Origin of the sequence: Psychrobacter maritimus (assembly GCF_029953575.1) — a bacterium.
Taxonomy (GTDB): domain Bacteria; phylum Pseudomonadota; class Gammaproteobacteria; order Pseudomonadales; family Moraxellaceae; genus Psychrobacter; species Psychrobacter maritimus.
On record NZ_CP124526.1, the window covers coordinates 1,330,372 to 1,351,317 of the forward strand.

The window sequence follows — 20,946 nt, forward strand, 5'->3', positions numbered from 1 at the left end:
AAAAAATGGTTTGAGCTATGCTGAAGAAACCGTAGAGGTAAATTTGGTAAACTAAGCGTATTAATCGGAGTTTATCATGACCAAGAAAGTAAGAACCTACTGTGACGAATTTAAAGCCGAGGCAGTCAAGAAGATAGCAGACAATAATGGCAATATCTCAGCGACCGCAAAGCAGCTTGGCATCGCCATGCAGACCTTATCTAATTGGCACAATAAAGCCAATCAAGGCAAGCTTATCAGCACTCAGCAATATGAACCTGATCTTATGGCAGCTATTCAAGAAATAAAGTAGCTCAAGCGACAACTTAAAGTTGCTGAAGAAGAGCGAGAGATATTAAATGAGGAGGGATAAAGCGGAGCATTGCTTCGCCCCGACGCAAGGGGAGAGCTATGCTCGAGTGAGGCGACGGCGTACTTTGCCAAGCACAGCTAGTAAAGTACGCCTTTATAAAAACTAATAGACAGGTCTTTAGTATCGTCTCTATGTGCCGTGTGTTAAGCGTCAAACCATCAAGCTATTACGACTGGAGTAGTCGCGATATCAGCGAGCAGCAGATACATCGCAACCATTGTGAGCTACTAGTTAAAGCCGCTCACAGTGAAAGTAAAGAACGTTATGGTTATGAACGTTTGCATGCAACACTCACCGAGCAAGGCCATGACATCACCTATATCTGGACAAATGAGGGTTGGCTGTATTTAGCAGGCGTTAAAGACTTATTCATTAAAGAGCTTGTCGGTTACGCCATCATCAAACGCATGACAGCAGATCTAGTATGCAAAGTATTGAACATGGCCATCAAGAACAAACGACCCAGTAAAGGGCTAGTCGTTCACTCTAAAATAGGCAGCCAGTATGTAGCCACGCGTACCATAAGATCATCAAGCAGCCTCACTTTACAAGCTCAATGAGCGCTAAAGGTAACTGCTTTGACAACGCACCCATAGAAAGCTTCTGGGGCATATTGAAGAACGAACTAGTATATTACCAAGACTATAAAACAAGGTTTGCCGCTATTACCAATATCATTAGATATATCGAGTTGTACTACAATCAAACGAGGATGTTGATGAAGATGACTTTATGAATAGTTAGTAGGTATGAGAATTAATCAATCATCAACCAACCTTAATAAGGGTTTATCATATAATGATGATTCCATGAGCTTATCATCAGGTATTGTCTATTTAACATAATATACATTATGCGAAAACGAACCAACGGTCTTAAGAGTCTAGCAGATAATATTTTAGACACTGCATCTTAGACACTGCGATTTGCAAATACTTCCATTGATTTCTATTTGTGCTTATTCATAAATATTTTTATCAGCATTTAAAATTAGTATCAGTCTCGGCACACAATCAATATTTCAGATTTCAGTTAACGACAAGCGCTTTGCAGATGCTCTCGTAAAGATGAGCCGTCCTCATCTAAGATAACGTCTGCCACTTGGCAGGTAGAATCATCACAGGACAATTCATAATACACATCATTGCCTTGCGCCAAGCTGACTTGAACCAATCCTTGCGGGGTCATTGAAAACTTTTTCTCTTGCCCATAGTCAGGATCTTGGGAGCTCCACAGCACGTCATAACCAATATGATATGAGGTTTGCTCTCTAGCAAAGTAATCTTGCTCAAGCCGCATGGCCGCCTGTAGCTCTTGGTTGCCATATTGTTGTAATACCACCGGATAATCTTGACCCTGATTGTTCACATCTTGCTGGTACATATCAGCGATGGTCGTGACTTTCATGGCGAAAGCCGTCTGTAAGGCCTCTGTTAGATTGGCGGTCGCAGAAATAGCAGAAAACCCTAGGAATAGCATCATTATAGAAAATAGTGTCTTCTGCATGGCGTCCTCCATCTGCTATCACATATTTAGTAGTATATTCATTAAAACACATATAAACTACCACTTTACTGCACAATTGTGTTGGTAAGGTTTATCGGACAAAAACCTTGTTTACACAGCACCATTATTAACTTTGAGCAGTTATGAGTAATATTGATGAGCAAAACCTCATTTAACTCAGTACTTATTTAGGTCTCAGGTCCAATGCCGCTATTATAATTTTAATAAGCTACGATAAGGATATTCTTATGATGCCGTCATCTCGTTTTAATATTTTTCAGTCAGGTTTTTATAAATTAACGACTGCTGCATGCTTTGTCTCCATACTTGTTGCGACTGGCTGCTCATCTTCTGCTGAATCCAATGTCAAAATACCCAGTCAGCAAAATGGTAATACCTCAGCGCCTATCGTCTCTGATGCCAGCCAGCAAACACTTAGACAGCAAGCTTTGCGTATTCAGCGTGCCCTAGCGAATGACGACTTTGCGCGCATCACCAATGATATCCATCCGACGCGCGGCGTGCGTTTTTCAATGTATGCCTACGTGCGCCCTGAGACCGATAAAGTCTTTAGCCGTGAACAATTCGCCCAATACTTACAACAAGCCAAAATCCGTTTTACTTGGGGGGATTTGGACGGCTCTGGCGACACATTGGTGATTCCGCTACCAGAATACTTAGATACGTGGGTCGCTGGTGAGAAATATAACAATGCCAGTATCAGCGTTAATGAGTTTAAGCATAACGGCAGTATGATCAATAATTTAAAAGAGATTTACCCCAATTCAGAGTTTGTTGAGTTTTATCATAAAGGCTCAGAGCAATACTCTGGTATGGACTGGCGTATCCTGCGCTTAGTGTTTGATGAGTATCAAGGCAAACGTTATCTGGTTGCTATTGTCAATGAACAATGGACGGTTTAAAGATTTTTACCTATAAAAACAAGTGCTTACAGTCATAAAAACCAACAATAATGGGCGGTGTTATTAAATCAATACACTGCCCTTTTTATGGTTTTTTTAAGCTATTAAACGGATAATTAAGAAATTAGCGACTGAAAAATCCGTAAAAACACTTATAAACTGAGTAAACATTGATGATTTTTATAGGTCATATAGAAGGTAGTAGCAGTAGCCTTATCCTCTTTGCTTTCATATACTGGATAATCATATGCTTCTTCAAAAACGCCCTTATAACTATCTAGTTTATCCATGCCTTTTGTCGTTAAATCTGCTTTGTTGTTTATATTCATTAAATGATAAATGTCACTATAACCAACCCCTTTTTGTCTCATCTCCATAATATTGAAAGCAAAAGCTGACTGAGTTGAACAAAAATCTTCATTATCAGTTATATTTTTGACTTTATCGAGTGTTGAATCTATATATACTCCTAATTCTTGCAGCTCTTTAGGATATTGTGAGGGCGCATTGATAGCATAGGCCGGATGCGTTATCAGCAAAGCATAAATTAAAATTAGCAATTTTTTCATGACATTCATATTCTCGTAAGTATGGTTTTTTCTAATCGCTTTTACCAAGACACCTTTCATTCATAGCGGCGTTTGGCGAAAAAACTTCACCATTATGTCGTAAATATCAGGATAAGCATCAATCAGCTTTTGCGGCGTCTCAAAAAATACCTCACTCAGTACCGCAAAAAACTCCGCAGGATTGGTCGCGCCATAACGGTCGAGACCTGATTTATGATGGCTTTGAAAATCCTCAAAATCTCGCGTCATAATTTCAGTCCAGCGCGCCGGATCCATATCCGCTTGCAGCGGCGGAAAGCCATTAGCACGACCATTTAGCATATCAAGTTTATGCACAAACTCATGAATGACGACGTTGTGACCATCGCGCTCACCTGAGTGTTTGGCATCCTTCCACGAAAGAATGACGGGACCACGCAGCCACGCTTCACCGCTACGGTGCTGACTGCCCTCATGGACAACCCCCAACTCATCGACGGTGGTGGTTTCGCTTTTGTAAGAACCCGGATAAATAATAATGGCCGACCAGCCAGCGTACCACTCAAGGCTTAGGTTTAAAATAGGCAGGCAAGCTTGTAAGGCGATAGATTGCCTAACCGCATCGGTAATCTCAAAACCCTGCGCGCCAGTAATCGACTTATCCGCCAAAAACAACGTCGCCAGCTCAAACAAGTGTGTTAGCTCATCCTCGTTTAGCCTCTCAAGTATCACAATACGCTTAGCCGCTTGCAGCCAGTCAGCATGGGTAAACTCGCTGTTGTCCAATATGCGCTGCTCGCGCCAGTCTTTTATCATGCTAAACATATTTAATTTCCTTTAATTTCGTCGTTAGACTGTGCTTTTTATTATTGGCGTTATGTATTTTTAAGAGGTTAGATGGTGCTGACAATAAGCCTATTTATCAAGATTCTAACGACAACATATTCATAATTAATTTAATCAAGGTTTCTTTTTGGTTGGGGTCAGACTCGGCGACCAATAATGTTAATGCGGCAAGCCCGGTGTTATTAATAACCATGTCACCTTTATCATTGAGCAGTCGATTATTACGATGCAAAAAATCTACAAACAAAAAAGCGCCGCTGCGTTTATTGCCATCGGTAAAAGGATGGTTTTTGACCATAAAGTACAGTAAGTGCGCCGCTTTACTCTCGATGGTCGGGTATGCAGGCTCGCCAAACACCGTCTGCTCTAAATTACCCAATACGCTGTCCAACCCATCACCGCGAGGCTTGGCAAATAACTCAGTCGCCTCGCCCCTTGCTATCAGCTGCGCTTTCAAATCCGTCAGCGCTGCCATTGCCTCAGTCGGACTGGGTAAGATACCGCCATCTTCTCCTGCAGGATTATCAAGCAAACCTTCATCATAGCGCTGTAACCATAAGAATGTCTGTGTATAACGGCTGATAATCTCAACCAAGCCGCGTCCTTCATCGGTTTTCAGCTCAGGACTTTGCGCGGTTTTTCTAATTAAGTTTAACGCTTGTTGTAGCTCGCTTGAGTTTTTATCAAAGCGCTCTTGATTGAGTGTATAGCCTTGAACCAAGTATTCACGTAGGCGCTGGGTTGCCCAGCGTCTAAACTGCACACCTTGGGGAGATTTGATGCGATAGCCTACTGAGATAACCACATCTAAGTCATAAAACGTCACAGGGCGATCAGAATTTGCAATATGCATTTTTTGCATATTGCTTTTTTCGGCCACTTCTTCATCGTTTATAGCATTGGCAATATGACGCGAAATCACTGATTGGTCACGACCAAACAACTCGGTCATTTGTGCTTGCGTGAGCCAGACAGTCTCTTGCTCGAAGCGAACGTCTACCTGCGCCTCTCCATCAGCGCTTTCATATATCTCTACTTTTGCTGTTTTATCATTCGTCGCATCAGTCATCTTGGTTTTTCCTTAACTTAATATACGCGCTTATGCTCAATTCATAAATCATACAGCGACTGCATGAAAGAGTACATAACAATGACTATCTTGTGCCTGTGCTTGGAGTATCTCGCGGCGTATAACCGAAATGCTGCTTATAAATGCGTGAAAAGTAACCTTGGTCACCATAACCGACTCTATGCGCCACTTCATCGATGGTTACGTAACTTTTGGTTTTTAAAATATGATTGGCCTGCTTTAAACGTAGCTCTTTTACCCATTCCGAAAAACTATAGGGCAACTCAGCAAACAGTTTATGCAAGTATCTGACCGATATATGACAAGCAGCAGCGACCATCGCTGGGGTTAAAGCGGGGTTTTCTAGGTGCAGATGGACGTAATGCTCGATGCGCTTTAGATGTACCGACTGTATGGACGAGCTGCTACTCATCATCACCTCTTTCGGGGCGCTTAATGTCAATACAATAAGGTTAAGCAGCTGTTGCTCTAGGATTTTAACCTCTAAAGCTGCCAATCGATGCTGCTGAATCAGCTCTAATATCTGTCTGATTTGAAAAACCAGCAACCTGCCTGCCCCTTCATCAATAGACAGACTGCGGGCAAACTGCCGCTCTATAGTGCCCATTTGCGGGGTTAATAGCGCTAAAGGCACCTTAATCACATATAACGACACTTGCTGCAGATGATAAAACTCATAAGGTAAGTTTGATAATTCAATAAAGAACTGACCCGGGCTTGAGGTTAATTGGCGGTTTTTTTGCGCAAAACGGACGCTACCGGTCACAGGAGATGATATCATCTTCTACAAAACCATCTTCTAACAGCTTTTGTACGCCCAAACTTTCTAGCTCGTGTAAGGTGGCATTGAGTGACTGTAGCTCTGAATCTGGCGCAATAATCATCATCTGCGTGGCAAGATAGTTATATTTAATATCAGAGATGATTTGGCCAAAGGCGCAGAGACATGAGGCAATCTTTGGTATCAAAATAGTACCAATCCCCATCTCTTCTGCCAAATCAACAATATGCATGCCAGCAGCGCCGCCGGCACAGATAAGCGCAAAGTCGCGAGGGTCATAGCCTTTTTCAATGGTAATACGGCGAATACCATTTGCCATGTTTTGATTGACGATGGCACTGATACCAAAGGCGGCATGTGCCAAGTCAATTTTTAATGGATCGGCGATGTGTTTTTGCACCGCTTGCAGCGCTTTGTCTTTATCCAAAGTCACGCATCCGCCTAGCACGGCATCGGGCTCAAGGTAACCTAACACCAGATTAGCATCGGTCACCGTTGGTAACTCACCGCCTTTACCATAAGACGCAGGACCTGGGGTCGCGCCAGCACTTTGTGGACCGACCTCGAGCATCCCAAAGTTATTTACATGACCAATAGAGCCGCCGCCCGCGCCCAGCGTTTCAACATGAATCATCGGCACGCCAATACGATTGCGTAAAAAATCAATATCACGGTTTAGGCTCGTTCGACCAGATTTGGCCATCGTGATATCAAAAGACGTCCCGCCCATATCAACGGTGATAATGTTATCAATGCCAAAGGCGCTGGCAATATACAGTCCTGCTTGCGGTGCTGATGCGGGTCCTGAATTGATGGCATTAACCGCGCGTTCACGCATGATGTTACCGACCGCAAGCCCGCCATTCGACTGAAAGTAACGGACCGGCTGCTCAGCGCCGAGTGCCTTAAAGTAATCATCAATCTTATGTACATAAGACGCCATAACCGGGCTTAAATAGGCATTAACCAGTGTCGTTGAGGTACGCGTATATTCCTTAATCTGCGGATATACTTCACTACCGCAGCAGACAAACACCCCCGGCATATGCTGCTCAATCAACTCTTTGGCACGTTGTTCGTGCTCGGTATTACGGATAGACCACACAAAAGAGATGGCAACCGCTTGCACGTCTTGCTGTTTTAACACTTCAATCGCATCGAGGATATCTTGCTCATGTAACGGCTCGTGTTCAGTGCCGTCTGCCAAGATACGACCACGGATAGGAAAGCGGCGGTCACGCGTAGCAATCTGCGGCGCTGGCGGGTAACTGGCATCATAGCGGTGCCCTTCTTCTTTGTGCCCTAAGCGTATCTCGATACTGTCTTCATGCCCTTTGGTGCATAGCAAGCCCACTTTCACGCCCGTCATTTGAATCAGTGCGTTCAGTGCAACCGTCGTACCATTAATACACAAATCGCAGGCTTGAATGATGTCCTCGATAGGACGGTTAAATTTGTTGGCAATTTGCTGTAAACCATTGGCAATGGCTAAGGTGCCATCCTCTGGGGTCGATGGCGCTTTAAACAGATGAATGTCACCGGTTTTTTCTGCCAAGACAAAATCTGTAAAAGTCCCGCCAGCATCAACGCCAATACGAAAATCGTTGTTCATAAGTCATCCTTAACTCAATCATGAAAGTTCAATGTGTGTTTTATGCGGTTATCTGGCGGCGTAAGTACTCAGTCTCAGCTTCATTTAGCGTCAAAGTTTCTGGGTCAATTACCACGCCGTATTCAATCTTTGCCGCAGAGATTGAGATAATCCTTTCTTGTACATCCTTGATGACCGCTTGAATATCGCGATCAAATGAGCTGCCGTAGCCGCCGCCACCCGGATTGGTATTCCGCGCGCGTTCACCCGGCGTGATTTCCGTAACGGTGTTTTTTCTATACAAATCCGTTTTCCCGTCTTTATGTAGTATCTCTAGACGCCCAACTTTCAGCTCAGGTGAGATTTGTTCCGCGCCGCCGGCGCCCATAGTAGGATGCTGACGACCTTCGCCAAAGGCAATAACTGTCATAGTATGGTCTAATGGCTCAACTTCCCAAACCGTACCACAGCCGCCGCGGTACTCGCCTGCACCGCCACTGTCTTCTGCCAAGCCATATTTATGGATTAAGATAGGATACTGGTACTCTAACAGCTCGATATCACCCGAGCTTAACGCCCCAAAGCAGCTCAATGGTCCACAAGCATGCCATCCATCCATTTGTTGGGTGGCGCCTGCGCCTGAAATAATAGACGCCAAAATCATGGTGACGTATTGCTCGCCAGTTTTTGGATCGATACCAGCGATATTAATCCCTGACGAATGTCCCCAAGAGGCGGTAACGCGCTCTGGTGCTGCTGCTTCAAATGCCATACGTACCGCGTCAGTTAAAGTTTCCATCGGCGTGGTCGTACAGTTGACATGCGGTGCAGGTTCTTTGGCATTACATAAGGTGCCATGCTCACCCAAATCAACGGTCACACAGCGATATAAGCCTTCGTTATACGGCGGCTCTACTTGGGCAAACATCATTAGCCCAAGTAATACCCCTGACATGGAATTACCAGCATAAGAGTTGATAAAGTAAGGGACTTGCGGTGGACTGGTGATTTTAATATACACGTCGCTGTCTTTGATGACAATGTCGGCGCTGATGGTCATATCACCCAAGCCATGACCTGAGTCTTCTAACACCGCCTCGCCATGATAATCGCCATCTGGGATAGAGGAGATTAATGAGCGCATATGGTGGTCAGCCATATTTTTTAGCTCTTCAATCGCACCGCGCACCGTTTCAACCCCGTATTTGTCTAGCAGCGCAATCATATTACGCTCGCCAACGGCACACGCCCCATATTGAGCATTGAGATCGCCTTCTTGATTACGGCGTGAACGCATATTACTGTGTATGAGGTTAATCACATCACGACGTCTGACGCCTTTTTCCCAAATCTTAATAGGCGGAATGCGTAAGCCTTCGGCATATATCTCTTTGGCGTCAGGGTTATAGCCTGCTGGTACAGGGCCACCGATATCAGTGACATGACCTTTACAGACTGTCCAAAAGACCAGCTCACCTTTATAAAATACTGGCTTATACATACAGCAATCTAGGATATGGCTGCCCATCATCACAGGATCGTTATGATAAATGACATCGCCTTCATGAATGTCATCACCATAATATTCGGCGACGGCCTTCATGGCTGGCATGAGTGAGCCTAAATGAATGGGAATATCTTGCCCTTGCAAAATCATCTCAGGCAAATGATCAAACAGCGCATTGCTATAGTCATGGGCTAAGTTAAAGACACTCGAACGGGCAGTTTTTTCTAAGGTGGTTGTCATCTCACGCTGCGCCGTTTCTAGGGCACCACGTACGACAGACAAGGTAATAGGATCTATAGAGGGGTGAGCGTTGCTCATGAAAGACTCCTTGTCGAGAAATTTGGGTCAGAATAAGCGCATTTATATAAGAGAAATAAGAGAATATGCTGGTCTATATGACCATTTATCCTTATCCTTCAGCGCGCGCTTTATCTGGCTTATCATCTATCCTAATGATCAAGCTTTTTCACTATAGCGAGGTTTTGGCAAAATAGATTGACTGTGCGTGCAGAGTTTTTGACTGTGAGTGTACAGCTGTAGCTATAAAAAGTTTGTTTATCTTCTATTAATCAAACAAAGCTATTGCCAATGAATCTATATATATAGGGTAAATTTCAACTCCTACTACCAACAAAATTTGATTAAATATGCCAATAACCACTATGAACGCCAAATCATTTGCAACTAAGGTACGTCAATTAAGCTTAGCCATCTCGTTAGCGTTAGCATCACTTACCATCGTTTCGATAACAACGACGCAAAGCGCCCACGCCGACACTTGTAGTTGTGATCAAGGTAAATTGTATTCCATTGAAATTGATGAGCTAAACAACGCCCACCCTCATAAGCTAACATTGGCAGCCAACAATGCTTATTATCAGCTTATCGATGATAAAGGTGCTGTCGTTCAAGACAAATTATATGACATCAAAGCCTATGAAGATGGGCGTATTGTCGCCAAACGTCATGGCTACTTTGGCGCTATTGATGCAACTGGAAAGATGGTTTTAGACTTCAAATATGGTGCTATTGAGGTTTTAGACAATAATTTTTATCATCTAACCAAGTATTTTGGTAGTAAAGAAGCCACCGCAATAGCCAATAGCGCAGGTGATTGTCTTTATCCTGCCAGCAAAGTATTCGATAAAGATATCCAAACTAATTATCTGTATGCGGATAAAACCAATAACGTTACCTACTTTATGATTTCAAAAGATGGTAAATACGGTTTAATCAATGATAGAAAACAGACTTTGATTACCCCTGTGTATGACCAGTTAGAGTTACTAGACACCTGCCCTAATGAACGTCTGTTTATGAAGGCAAAATTAGGGGACAAAGTCGGTTTAATCGATCAGTATCAAAAAGTCGTCGTACCCTTTACCAAAAATATAGATATCGAAAACTTTAATGAAGATAAGCAGATATTCAGTGTTAAGTCCTACGTTCCTAAAGGCACTGGCAATATTGGTCATTTGAATAGAGAGACCGTTATTTCCGAAAGCCTAATAAACGGTAAAGGTGTACCGCTAATAAAATCTGACGCCAGTATTAGACTGCTAAACAGCCATTTATATGAGTATAAAAAATCTGGTCAGTACGGCATCATTAATAATAGTGGGGCCATCGTACTACCAGCGAGCTTTGACTATTTATACAGTCAGTATAGCCAATATAACGCTCCTATCTTGGCCGCCTACAATCAAAAAATAGGTATTGTTACCAAGGGTGCTGATAGCAAACTTAAGGTCAGTGAATTCTATGATGGCCTTGAGCTAAGTGAAGACAGTACTTACACTTTGCATGAAATAGAGAGTCAATTATTAAAAAATGAGGAGGACGTCAGTACTGAAGAGGAAGTCATTTATGAGGCTACAAGCGCTGAAGGAGCTACTGAAGAAGCGGATAATACGCTTGGAGCAACCCTATACAACCCATCTAATAGCTCATATATTGCTCAAATAAATCATAAGTTTGGTTTGGTTGATAGCAACAACAAGGTATTGATACCCATCATTTACGATGAACTCAGCTATTTCAATAGGTTTATAAAGGTAAAAAAAGACAATAAGTATGGCTTACTGACAGATAATAATGAGACAGTAAAAGCACTTATTTATGACGATATCACCCCACTTAGCGACTCACATGGAACCGAGGATAATATCGGTATTGTCTTTACCAAAGGCACTCAGCAACAACTTACTAATGAATTTGGCAGTATCATAACGCCATTTTCTGACTATCGATTTGTGGATAATAAGCTTGATTACTTAGACAATATGAGTGTGATTGAAAAAGACGGCAAATACGGCTTATTCAGCGTCAAAGAAAAGAAGGTACTTATTCAGCCTATATATCAGGATATGTATGAGCGTATCTATAACGACAGCATCCTTGCCCAATTAAATGGCAAAAAAGTATTAATAGATACGTCAGGCAAAGTACTGATTAGTGATTTGTCACAATATGCTGCAATTGAGCGCTCAAACAATGAAAACAATATAATCGTGAAAACAAACGACGATAAATACGGGGTGATTGACTACAAGGGTAAAACCATCATACCGGCGGTTTATGATTCTTTAGAATTACAAGGTCTATCAAATAACTATGAGGCTGTATGGGGTGAGAACAAAGCCCCTCTACTGCTATACATCGTAGGAAAAAATGGCAAACACGGTATTTTTGCTCATAACGGCAGCGTTGTAGCACCAATAGCATATGATTATATACAATCTCTTATTTACCCCGCTTATTTAGCAGTCGTCAAAGATAAAAGCGCTGACAGCGAGACCGTTGGTGAAGCCAATAATTTAGGTTTAATGAATTTATCAGGTAAAGTGGTACTTGATATGAAATACTATGATGTTAGAACGAATCCTTATGATCCTGAAGGCAGGCTATATGCCATCAACAGTCATAAAAACATAGTGGAAACTTACGATAAGAAGCTGACCTTCATTAAAACCCAAAGTTTGCAGGCGTTTATAGATACCAATGAATGGTATAAAGAATAAAAAATGCAACAAGGCGCTCATCATTGAGCGCCTTGCTTGCTATTATTCATACAGCTACATTTTACCCCACCACCAACCGCATCATCTGCGTACTGATATAACCGCCAAAGGTACCCACGGCATAGCCTAAAATACCCAAAAACACCCCAACCGGTGCTAGTGACGGGTGAAATGCTGTGGCGACAATCGGTGCCGATGACGCGCCGCCAGTATTGGCGTTGGAGCCGACCGCCAAAAAGAAAAACGGCGCACGGATCATTCTGGCGACAATAAATATAATCACCACATGAATACTCATCCATAGTAGACCAATGAGTAGCAAGCGCCACTGCGAGACGATACCAGCTAGGTTGATTTGCATACCGATAGCGGCAATTAAGACAAAGATAAATACCGTACCGATTTTGGAGGCGCCAACATGATCAAGGCGGCGAATTTTGGTAAAGGAGAAAATCACCCCTATTAAGGTGATAATCACCACCATCCAAAAGAATGAGCTGGCAAAGCTATACTGTACCGCCCAACTGTAAGGGGCAAAGAAGCCTGCTATTTGCCCGCCTACGAAATGCGCCACCCCAACCATGGCGAAACACAAGCCAAACATCACCATCAAATCATTTAAAGTAGCTGGACGCGCATTATCACGCTCATAGCTTTCCACCGCGGCAATCACTTTATCAATACTACTGCTATCCGCCCGTAAAAACTTATCTATCTTAGCGCTATGCTTGGCCATGACCAAAATAGCCAATAACCATAGTGAGGCATTGGTGGTATCAACCAAAATCATCATACCAAATAAATCATCACTGACGCCAAACAGCTCTTTCATTGCCGCTTGGTTTGCCGCCCCACCAATCCAACTGCCCGCGACCGCTGAAAATCCGCGCCACAGGGTATCGTCGGTAAACATCTCAGGTGATATCCATTTAGCAATACCTAAGCTTATGGGACCGCTAATGACGATGGCAATGCTAGCGGCGAAGAACATCGCAATGGCTTTCCAGCCTAAGCCTAAAATTTTAGGGACATCCATCGACAAGGTCATCAGCAGCAAACTGGCTGGCAACAGATAGGTAGCGGTAAAGCTATAAATCTGTGAGCCGATGCCATCAGCGAAGACACCCAGACTGTTTAGCGTTGCTGGGATAAAACAGCACAGCACAATACCCGGTAACACCGCATAAAAACGTCGCCAAAATTTACCGGGCAGCCCTTGGGTATAAAAAACCAGACCAATAATGGCCATGATAATGCCAAATGCTAATGGCAGATTGTCAATTGCTAAATAAGAGATGTCGGGCATCAGATGGCTCCGCAGCACACGATGAATAAAAGCCTGTCAGTATAGACAAGGCGAAAAAGACGCGCAAGCAACGATCTCGCATTGTTGATTTTTTATCGATGTTTTATCATTGACATAGAGCCGCCTTACTATAAAACCATGACGCACAAAAAAGCCAGATAACAAGTATCTGGCTTTTTATGTTAGGTTAACTGGCTAGACCAATAGCATTTTATCAAATGCTATTATTGACCAGTCACGATAACAATATTACGAGTTGTTACTACGGTTGCCACCGCTTGAGCGACCTTGACCACGGCTGTCAGCACGACCAGCTGGGCGACCTTGGCTGCCACTTGGACGACCACGACCCGTTGCAGCACGCTCACCGCGTGGAACGCCAGTGCTATCACCACGGCTAGGAGCACCAGTGCGCTTGCCTTGATACGGCTTGCCACCTGAACGCTCATTTGGTTTGCCAGATGAATCACGTGGCTTACCTTGATAACCGCTGTCATTGCTAGCGCGTTGACCAGTCGATGCGCTGTCGCTTGAACGACCACGAGCATTAGCAGGATTGCCTTGATAGCCACCACCCGCGCGACCACGACCTTGACCGTTACCGCCGCCACTTGAGCGTCCGCGACCACGGCCACGACCATTACCTTTATTTTCGCTAGGTACATAAGTCTTCTTAGGCTCCATGCCTTCGATGACCGATACTTCCATTTTGCGATCTAAATAACGGTTGATAGCGTTTAGCTGTGGACGATCATCCATGCTACATAGGCTGATGGCAATACCCGTACGACCGGCACGGCCACAACGACCGATACGATGCACGTAGTCTTCTGTTTGACGTGGCAAGTCATAGTTAATGACGTGCGATAGTGCTGGCACGTCAAGACCACGAGCAGCAACGTCAGTCGCTACTAAGATTTTACATTTACCATTACGCAAGTCTTGAACGATACGGTTACGCTTGCTTTGTGGCAAGTCACCATGTAAGAAGCTGGCTTTATGGCCTTGCTCTTGTAGAGATTTGGCTAATTTTTCAGTACTACGTTTGGTCGCAGCAAAGATGATGACTTGTTCCATCTCTTTATCGCAAACAATTTTGTCAAGCAAACGGTTTTTATGATCAAAATCGTCACAGTAATACACTTTTTCTTCGATGTGTGCTGATTCAACTTTGATTGAAACGCGCTCAGGGTTTTTGGTGAAGCTGGCAGCAATCTTGCCAACAGGACCATCCCAAGTTGCTGAACACATGATGGTTTGACGGTTATCAGGAGCGGCTTTCAAGATATCGTTGATATCATCAGCAAAACCCATGTCAAGCATACGGTCAGCTTCATCAAGTACCAAAACTTCTAGGCTTGATAAGTCAACGCGGCCCGCATTGATATGGTCAAGTAAACGACCAGGAGTCGCAACAATCACTTGAACGCCTTTTTTCAAAGCAGTAATCTGACCATTGTAAGGTGCGCCGCCTACTAATGGCACACAGAACAAACCGCGCATATCTTTAGAATATGTACGCACACTGTCATGTACTTGCTGAGCAAGTTCACGCGTTGGCGTTAGGATAAGGGCTTTGGTTAGTTTGTCAAAGCTAGTGGCACGGCTTAAACGGTCAAGTACTGGGATAACAAATGCCGCTGTTTTACCACTACCGGTTTGCGCTGACAATAATAAGTCGCGACCCGCTAGAGCAAAAGGAATGGCTTGTTCTTGAATAGGTGTTGGATGGGTATAACCACTGCGATCAAGCGCGGTCAAAATTGGCTTGGCAATATTAAGTTCAGCAAAAGTGATTTTGTTTTCTTCAGCAGCGTCAGTAGTAGCCGCTTGATTATTAGTATCGGTATTTGCAGTTGTGTTTGGGGTATCAGTGCTTTCGATGATGCCGTTTTCAGCGGCGATAGCAGATAAGATGTCAGTCATAGTAATCCTTGGTAAGTATAAGCTGCTGTAAATTCAGCAAGCTTGATGCATACCACTGATAACCGTTCACCACGCTGCATTTATAAAATAATTATCTCACCTTAAAAAAGGCTTAACAATCAAAAGCCAAGCTTATAAAGCTTGTCAATATTATAAAGGCGTTCGTGCTGTCTGACGTATTTTGGTGGTAGTGCCGAGTGTCTCATCCTTGTTCGTTAAAAGCGCATTATCCATGCTTTGTCCAAAGCAGATAAAGGCTGGTAACAACCAATCTAGCCCATATATGGGTTCGTAGATAAGATATGAGTCAAAAATAACGTGTTTTTCAATATGTATATGAAGGGTTATTTAAGTACACAAAATCATCGGCAACAATTACTTATGGTCATCCTAGACCCAAAATCGCAGGCGATGTTATCAATCTCATAATTCACGATAGTCTAAGCTAACGTGGCGACGCAGTATAGCATAACAAAAATGCAAGTAGTAGCTCTTTTTCTGTTTATTAGCAAAATAAGGGCTAGAACTGCAAATATATGCTTAAAAACTGATGTTAAACCAAGCCTTTAAGCAAGTTGCTGTTTTCAGCAAATTTAATTATGTGCGTGACACTTTTACTTCCGTCACATAGGTTGGTAATTGCCAAGCACCGCCTACCTCTATCAAGCGACACATGCCTGTGGTGCTTTCATGGCTCTTCTCAAAAGCTTTGCCCGTCCATACCCAGTCGGTTTTAGATAAGCAGTCACCAATCCCGCGGCCTTTTTGCACCGAGGTTAATTTGCCATTGCTATAATCGGTTGCACTGGTCGTCACCAAGGTTGGTTGATAAGGCTTAGTGTCATTGAGCACCCAAGCGCCCATGCCAGTGTTATAAGCACCCATCCAGCAATCATGCTGTACGAGCAGCTGCTTGCTATTTAGACGGCTGACCCGCCAAGGTGACTTATCTGCTAAGTTTGGGCAATCTGTATCTGCATCCTTCATGGTGGTTTTCATCAGCTCTACTAACTGCGATGAGCGCATGACAAACTTTCTCTTACTGCTAGAGATGGCTTTAGGGTTTGGCGTGACCAAGCGTAGCGCGGGTGCTGCTTTAGGCGCCAAGACACTGCTATTGGATTTGCTTGCGCTATCGGTACTGATAAAGGCACTAGGTGTCCCTACTCGGCCCTGTGCTTCATCGGCTTTGAGCATAACAGCACTGGCACCTTTATCCGATAGCTGCCAGCGCGTATTGCGAATCACCAGCTCAATCTTGCTTGACTTAGTCAAGGCATCAAGTAGCGCGTTGACTTGCGCTGAGGTCAGCTCTGCATGACCTGCCGCCACCGAGTAAGGCTTGGTTTCTCCGTAATCTCTATCATTAATAAACAAGGATATACGATGGCGGTTGCCAAGCTGCATCAAGGCCTTTGCTGAGCTTTCTTTTGCGCCGCCAAGTTTGACCTTGCCATCGACGGTGGCATTGGCACCTGCGCGGCGCACCAATAATAACGACACCGGTAAATCGCTATTGTTCTCTGCTTGGTAACCTGCCAGCCGGCAAGTGCGGGTATTATCGCAAGCCACTTGCCAATCTTGGTTGCTAAAATCAACAGCCGCGCCAGCCTGCGCCGCTGAACTAAATAAAGCCGTGCCAATGGCTGCAAATAAGGGTAATAAAATTTTCTTTGTCATCAATAAGGGTATCTTTTTTGTTTTTATAGGATTTATTGTGCGATGAGTGCTATCTGTTAAGAGGTTGGATTTTTTATGGCGCTGTTGATTGGCATTGCTATTGCTGCTGCTACTATTTTTACTACCACTACCATAGTTAGCATGGCCAGAATCAACTGTCATCTCACGCGTTAAAGGTGATGATGCACGCGTCGTCTTATTATTATCCTTCATAATCATTACTCATTAATAGAATAAATATCAACACCTGCCCATTAAGACGGTGGCTGCTATTTTAACGTACCAATGTTTCTATCTGTTATACTAATGTACCATTATGTAAAGACGGAAGCATAGTGCTGATTCAATATATAGATAAGTATATTTGTAATAAAGAATATATTATACGGAATATAGCAAGCAAAAGGTTAATAAGCAAATTGCCTATTAACCTTTTTTATTGAGCTATATGATGAGCGGGTTATCGTCAATAATCGTTGAGATAGACAGCTTAAAATACATGCTTAAGTAATGAGATTCAGTAATCAGACTCAGTAATGCGCTTAAACAATAGGCTTAAGCACTAAATCTACTGCGCGTTTAACCGCTGGACGCTCGGCAATTTTTTGTGCCCAACGCTTTAGGTGCTTATACTCGTCTACTTGTAAGAACTCGGCGGCATCATAAAGCTTACCAAGTACCAGTTGACCATACCATGCCCAGATAATCATATCGGCAATATTATAGTCAGACTCAGCGTTGCCACACATATACTCGTGGTCTTTAAGATGCGTATCCAAGACATCAAGCTGGCGTTTGGTCTCCATCGTATAGCGATTGATAGGATACTCTAGCGGTTCAGGTGCATAGGCATAAAAATGCCCGAAGCCGCCACCTAAGAACGGCGCGCTACCCATCTGCCACATCAGCCAAGACAGACAATCTGCCCGTGCTTTACCCTGCTGCATCGGGATAAACTTGCCAAACTTTTCCGCTAAATATAATAAGATAGCACCCGACTCAAAAAGCGCAATAGGCTCGCTCGCCTCTGAGTTATCTACAGTAGCAGAATAATCTACCAGCGCAGGAATTTTTGAGTTGGGGTTGATAGCGACAAATCCTGAGCCAAACTGGTCACCTTCAGAGATGTCAATTTGATAGGCGTCGTACTCAGCACCCTTAATATTCAGCTCAGCAAGCTCTTCTAACAGGATATTTACTTTCACGCCATTGGGCGTATTCAATGAATACAGCTGTAAAGGCGCATCGCCGATGGGCAGTTTTTGCTCATGGCGCGCGCCAGCCGTTGGTCGATTGATACTGGCGAACTTACCGCCATTTTCGCTGTCATTTTTCCAAACTTTAGGCGGAGTATATCCGCTAGCATTGTTGTTTTGAATGTTGTTGTTTTTATCATTACTTGCTTGATTATTATCATTACTCATAAGATTACCTACTTTTTTTATTGCTTTATTATGGGTTGTTTGATTGCTCTTTACCGCTATCTACTATAGCGAGGATTGATGCTTTGATTAAAGCCCTGTCTTGTAACCTAATTTTTAAGAGTCATTAAAAGGAATGCCAAAGCGTTTAAGGGTAAATTTCTAATAACTGGGTGTATACCGTTACTTTGCTACTCTTTAACTCAAAGGTAGTTGTTTTTATACTACCCACACCTTAGCGGCTTTTTAGAGACTTGGTTTTTCAGAAACATACTTTTCTAGAGACATACTTTTCTAAAGACATAGCTTTTTATAAACATAATTGAAAATAGTTAAAAGACGCTCTAATCGGCACTTTTAATACACTCTTAAACCCCTCTTTTAAAAACTGCGCTTAGCAACAATGGTCGTAAGATATGGTGATGTCAATATGGTAACCCTAACCCCAACCCAAGATAAATACCTGCCCTATGTACTAGCGGTAGCGTTATTTATGCAAATTTTAGATGCCACCATCTTAAATACCTCCTTGCCACAGATGGCGCAAGCGCTTGGGGAATCACCGTTAAAAATGCAATGGGCGGTCATCAGCTACGCGCTAACCCTTGCGATTTTTATTCCTATTAGCGGATTTTTAGCCGATAAATATGGCACACGGCGGGTGTTTTTATACGCCATTATCATCTTTTGTATTGGCTCGCTATTGTGCGCTGCCTCGCCGACATTAGATTTCTTAATTGGTTCACGCATCGTACAAGGTATCGGCGGCGCGATGATGACCCCTGTGGCGCGCTTGATATTGGTCAAGTCCTATCCACGCAATAAGCTCTTAACCGTGATGAACTTTGCAGTGATACCGGCGTTAATTGCGCCGTTAGTCGGACCGGTACTGGGCGGTTATATCGTGCAATATACCAGTTGGCATTGGATATTTTTAATCAATATCCCGATGGGCGTTTTTGGTTTTATCATGGGTAAAAAACTGGTACCGGCGTTATTTGAGGATACCAAACGTTTAGATTGGACAGGTTTTGCTTTGTTTGCCGCAGCCGCTTGTGGTTTTACCCTTGCGGTAGAATTTGGCTCACAGACAGGTCGAGGGCTTTACGGTCTGCTGCTTGGATTAGGCGCAAGTCTATTGATAGGCGCTTATGTGTGGCATGCTAAACGCCGCGCAGCACCACTATTTCCCCTAAGCTTGTTTAATATTCGTACCTTTCGCATCGGTATTACTGGTAACTTATTCACGCGCTTAGGTATCAGCGCTGTACCTTTTTTATTGCCACTATTGCTACAAGTGGTGTTCGAATACTCGCCATCGCAAGCCGGTTGGCTGCTTGCGCCCATTGCAGTTGGTGCAATCGGTATCAAACCTTGGGTCAGTAAAATCATTCAGCGCTTTACCTACCGTAAGGTGTTGGTGGCTAATACCTTTTTAATCGGTGTGCTTATCATTGTCTTGGCACAGTTTAACGATGCCGCAAATTGGATTTGGTTTATTCCTATCTTGACTGTCATGGGTGCTTGTAACTCAATGCAGTTTAGTGCCATGAATACCATTACCATCGGTGATTTAGAAGGCACGCAGACCAGTAGTGGTAATAGCTTAATGGCCGTCAATCAGCAATTGGCGATTAGTTTTGGTATTGCCTTTGGTGCGGCGTTATTGAATCTGCTACGTGAGCGCTTCGAGCTTGATACCTTGGTGGCATTTCAAACCACCTATTGGATACTCGGTATCATCACCATTCTCTCGGGATTATACTTTTTACGCCTTAAACCTCAAGATGGTCGCGGCTTGTATTAAGCATTTTTATTGAAACCATCAAAAAACGAATGGTATTTATCTACTTTGAATACAGAAACGTCAGACATAAAAATGCCAGCGTATACTAACAGAAGTCTTAAATTGACTTTTTAGTATGCGCTGGCAGGTATCAGCCCTTTTTATAATTTTAAGGCGCTTTATCGTCATCCATTTGCGATTGGATATAGTTTTCAACGCCAATATCTTTAATCAAGTCCTGTTGCGTCTCTAACCAGTCTTGATACTCTTCGTTACCGTCTTTTAAGCTGACGAGTAGCTGGCGTGAGACATAGTCACGCTTGCTCTCACATAAGGTGATTGCATCGGTGATAATATCGAATTTCTGCTTCTCTAAACGTAGGTTGCAGTCGATAATCTCTGGTACATCTTCCCCAACCAAGACTTTACCCAATTCTTGCAAATTTGGCAGACCGCCTACTAGCAAAATACGCGCAATCAGCTCATCTGACCATTTCATCTCAGCAATCGACTGCTTATATAGTGAGTCATTTAACGACTCTAAGCCCCAATGGCGTGCGATACGTGCATGCAAAAAGTACTGATTGATGGCTATCAATGACTGACCGAGCACTTTATTCAGCGCACGGGTTATCTCTTTATCCCCTTTCATTTTTCTCTCCC

Annotated in this window: 15 protein-coding genes and 1 pseudogene; 4 read left to right on the forward strand and 12 right to left on the reverse strand. The window is 43.4% G+C overall.

From position 1 onward, the window contains the following. Positions 1 to 76 precede the first annotated feature (76 nt). Positions 77 to 1,067: pseudogene (locus QJS82_RS05515) on the forward strand (IS3 family transposase); the annotation flags it as partial. 317 nt (positions 1,068 to 1,384) lie between these two features. Here QJS82_RS05515 and QJS82_RS05520 read toward each other — a convergent pair. Further along, positions 1,385 to 1,858 (reverse strand): hypothetical protein, encoded by a 474-nt coding sequence (locus QJS82_RS05520; protein WP_281491508.1) that lies wholly within the window; start codon positions 1,856 to 1,858, stop codon positions 1,385 to 1,387. A gap of 248 nt (positions 1,859 to 2,106) precedes the next feature. Between QJS82_RS05520 and QJS82_RS05525 the strand changes: the two genes are divergently transcribed. After that, positions 2,107 to 2,781, forward strand: coding sequence for a hypothetical protein (locus QJS82_RS05525; RefSeq protein ID WP_271133295.1), 675 nt, complete (start codon positions 2,107 to 2,109; stop codon positions 2,779 to 2,781). A gap of 152 nt (positions 2,782 to 2,933) precedes the next feature. Here the strand turns inward: QJS82_RS05525 and QJS82_RS05530 are convergent, their stop codons facing one another. The 6 genes from QJS82_RS05530 to capB form a co-directional block, all read right to left on the reverse strand. Next, a complete protein-coding gene (locus QJS82_RS05530; RefSeq protein WP_281491509.1) occupies positions 2,934 to 3,410 on the reverse strand; it encodes a hypothetical protein in 477 nt (158 codons plus the stop codon). Next, positions 3,411 to 4,154, reverse strand: a complete 744-nt coding sequence (locus QJS82_RS05535) for a M90 family metallopeptidase (RefSeq protein WP_281491510.1) — start codon at positions 4,152 to 4,154, stop codon at positions 3,411 to 3,413. A gap of 97 nt (positions 4,155 to 4,251) precedes the next feature. Next, entirely contained in the window at positions 4,252 to 5,244 is a 993-nt protein-coding gene (locus tag QJS82_RS05540; protein ID WP_281491511.1) for a virulence RhuM family protein/type II toxin-antitoxin system death-on-curing family toxin, read from the reverse strand. Positions 5,245 to 5,329: 85 nt separating this feature from the next. After that, positions 5,330 to 6,046 carry a helix-turn-helix transcriptional regulator gene (locus tag QJS82_RS05545; protein ID WP_281491512.1) on the reverse strand — a complete coding sequence of 239 codons (717 nt, stop codon included), beginning with the start codon at positions 6,044 to 6,046 and terminating at the stop codon, positions 5,330 to 5,332. Continuing rightward, on the reverse strand, positions 6,021 to 7,658 hold the full coding sequence (locus QJS82_RS05550) for a hydantoinase/oxoprolinase family protein (protein WP_281491513.1): 1,638 nt from the start codon (positions 7,656 to 7,658) through the stop codon (positions 6,021 to 6,023). Before QJS82_RS05550 ends, QJS82_RS05545 begins: the two co-directional genes overlap by 26 nt. A gap of 40 nt (positions 7,659 to 7,698) precedes the next feature. Beyond that, positions 7,699 to 9,462 carry a caprolactamase subunit beta gene (gene capB / locus QJS82_RS05555; protein WP_281491514.1) on the reverse strand — a complete coding sequence of 588 codons (1,764 nt, stop codon included), beginning with the start codon at positions 9,460 to 9,462 and terminating at the stop codon, positions 7,699 to 7,701. 329 nt (positions 9,463 to 9,791) lie between these two features. Here capB and QJS82_RS05560 point away from each other — a divergent pair, with 329 nt between their 5' ends. Further along, positions 9,792 to 12,164: a WG repeat-containing protein gene (locus QJS82_RS05560; protein ID WP_281491515.1), complete on the forward strand. Its 2,373-nt coding sequence runs from the start codon at positions 9,792 to 9,794 to the stop codon at positions 12,162 to 12,164. A gap of 61 nt (positions 12,165 to 12,225) precedes the next feature. Here QJS82_RS05560 and QJS82_RS05565 read toward each other — a convergent pair whose 3' ends face one another. From QJS82_RS05565 to yghU, 4 genes are all read right to left on the reverse strand, one after another. Beyond that, entirely contained in the window at positions 12,226 to 13,470 is a 1,245-nt protein-coding gene (locus QJS82_RS05565; RefSeq protein WP_281491516.1) for a DUF819 family protein, read from the reverse strand. A gap of 249 nt (positions 13,471 to 13,719) precedes the next feature. Beyond that, positions 13,720 to 15,396 carry a DEAD/DEAH box helicase CsdA gene (gene csdA, locus QJS82_RS05570; RefSeq protein ID WP_201618438.1) on the reverse strand — a complete coding sequence of 559 codons (1,677 nt, stop codon included), beginning with the start codon at positions 15,394 to 15,396 and terminating at the stop codon, positions 13,720 to 13,722. A gap of 597 nt (positions 15,397 to 15,993) precedes the next feature. Continuing rightward, entirely contained in the window at positions 15,994 to 17,289 is a 1,296-nt protein-coding gene (locus QJS82_RS05575) for a DUF1176 domain-containing protein (RefSeq protein ID WP_281491517.1), read from the reverse strand. Between the two features lie 329 nt (positions 17,290 to 17,618). Next, a complete protein-coding gene (gene yghU, locus QJS82_RS05580; protein ID WP_281491518.1) occupies positions 17,619 to 18,500 on the reverse strand; it encodes a glutathione-dependent disulfide-bond oxidoreductase in 882 nt (293 codons plus the stop codon). 427 nt (positions 18,501 to 18,927) lie between these two features. Here yghU and QJS82_RS05585 point away from each other — a divergent pair, with 427 nt between their 5' ends. After that, positions 18,928 to 20,304 carry a DHA2 family efflux MFS transporter permease subunit gene (locus QJS82_RS05585; RefSeq protein WP_201628377.1) on the forward strand — a complete coding sequence of 459 codons (1,377 nt, stop codon included), beginning with the start codon at positions 18,928 to 18,930 and terminating at the stop codon, positions 20,302 to 20,304. Between the two features lie 148 nt (positions 20,305 to 20,452). On the opposite strand, the gene bfr is transcribed toward QJS82_RS05585, so the two are convergent. Next, a complete protein-coding gene (gene bfr / locus QJS82_RS05590; RefSeq protein ID WP_281491519.1) occupies positions 20,453 to 20,935 on the reverse strand; it encodes a bacterioferritin in 483 nt (160 codons plus the stop codon). Between the last annotated feature and the right edge of the window lie 11 nt (positions 20,936 to 20,946).

Bases quoted from the DNA above. Each gene is read 5' to 3' on its own strand.
- QJS82_RS05545 (WP_281491512.1), bottom strand. From the start codon at position 6,046: ATGATATCATCTCCTGTGACCGGTAGCGTCCGTTTTGCGCAAAAAAAC.
- QJS82_RS05525 (WP_271133295.1), top strand. From the start codon at position 2,107: ATGATGCCGTCATCTCGTTTTAATATTTTTCAGTCAGGTTTTTATAAA.
- QJS82_RS05560 (WP_281491515.1), top strand. From the start codon at position 9,792: ATGCCAATAACCACTATGAACGCCAAATCATTTGCAACTAAGGTACGT.
- QJS82_RS05530 (WP_281491509.1), bottom strand. From the start codon at position 3,410: ATGAAAGGTGTCTTGGTAAAAGCGATTAGAAAAAACCATACTTACGAG.
- QJS82_RS05535 (WP_281491510.1), bottom strand. From the start codon at position 4,154: ATGTTTAGCATGATAAAAGACTGGCGCGAGCAGCGCATATTGGACAAC.
- capB (WP_281491514.1), bottom strand. From the start codon at position 9,462: ATGAGCAACGCTCACCCCTCTATAGATCCTATTACCTTGTCTGTCGTA.
- bfr (WP_281491519.1), bottom strand. From the start codon at position 20,935: ATGAAAGGGGATAAAGAGATAACCCGTGCGCTGAATAAAGTGCTCGGT.
- QJS82_RS05520 (WP_281491508.1), bottom strand. From the start codon at position 1,858: ATGCAGAAGACACTATTTTCTATAATGATGCTATTCCTAGGGTTTTCT.
- QJS82_RS05565 (WP_281491516.1), bottom strand. From the start codon at position 13,470: ATGCCCGACATCTCTTATTTAGCAATTGACAATCTGCCATTAGCATTT.
- QJS82_RS05585 (WP_201628377.1), top strand. From the start codon at position 18,928: ATGGTAACCCTAACCCCAACCCAAGATAAATACCTGCCCTATGTACTA.
- yghU (WP_281491518.1), bottom strand. From the start codon at position 18,500: ATGAGTAATGATAATAATCAAGCAAGTAATGATAAAAACAACAACATT.
- csdA (WP_201618438.1), bottom strand. From the start codon at position 15,396: ATGACTGACATCTTATCTGCTATCGCCGCTGAAAACGGCATCATCGAA.
- QJS82_RS05540 (WP_281491511.1), bottom strand. From the start codon at position 5,244: ATGACTGATGCGACGAATGATAAAACAGCAAAAGTAGAGATATATGAA.
- QJS82_RS05550 (WP_281491513.1), bottom strand. From the start codon at position 7,658: ATGAACAACGATTTTCGTATTGGCGTTGATGCTGGCGGGACTTTTACA.
- QJS82_RS05575 (WP_281491517.1), bottom strand. From the start codon at position 17,289: ATGAAGGATAATAATAAGACGACGCGTGCATCATCACCTTTAACGCGT.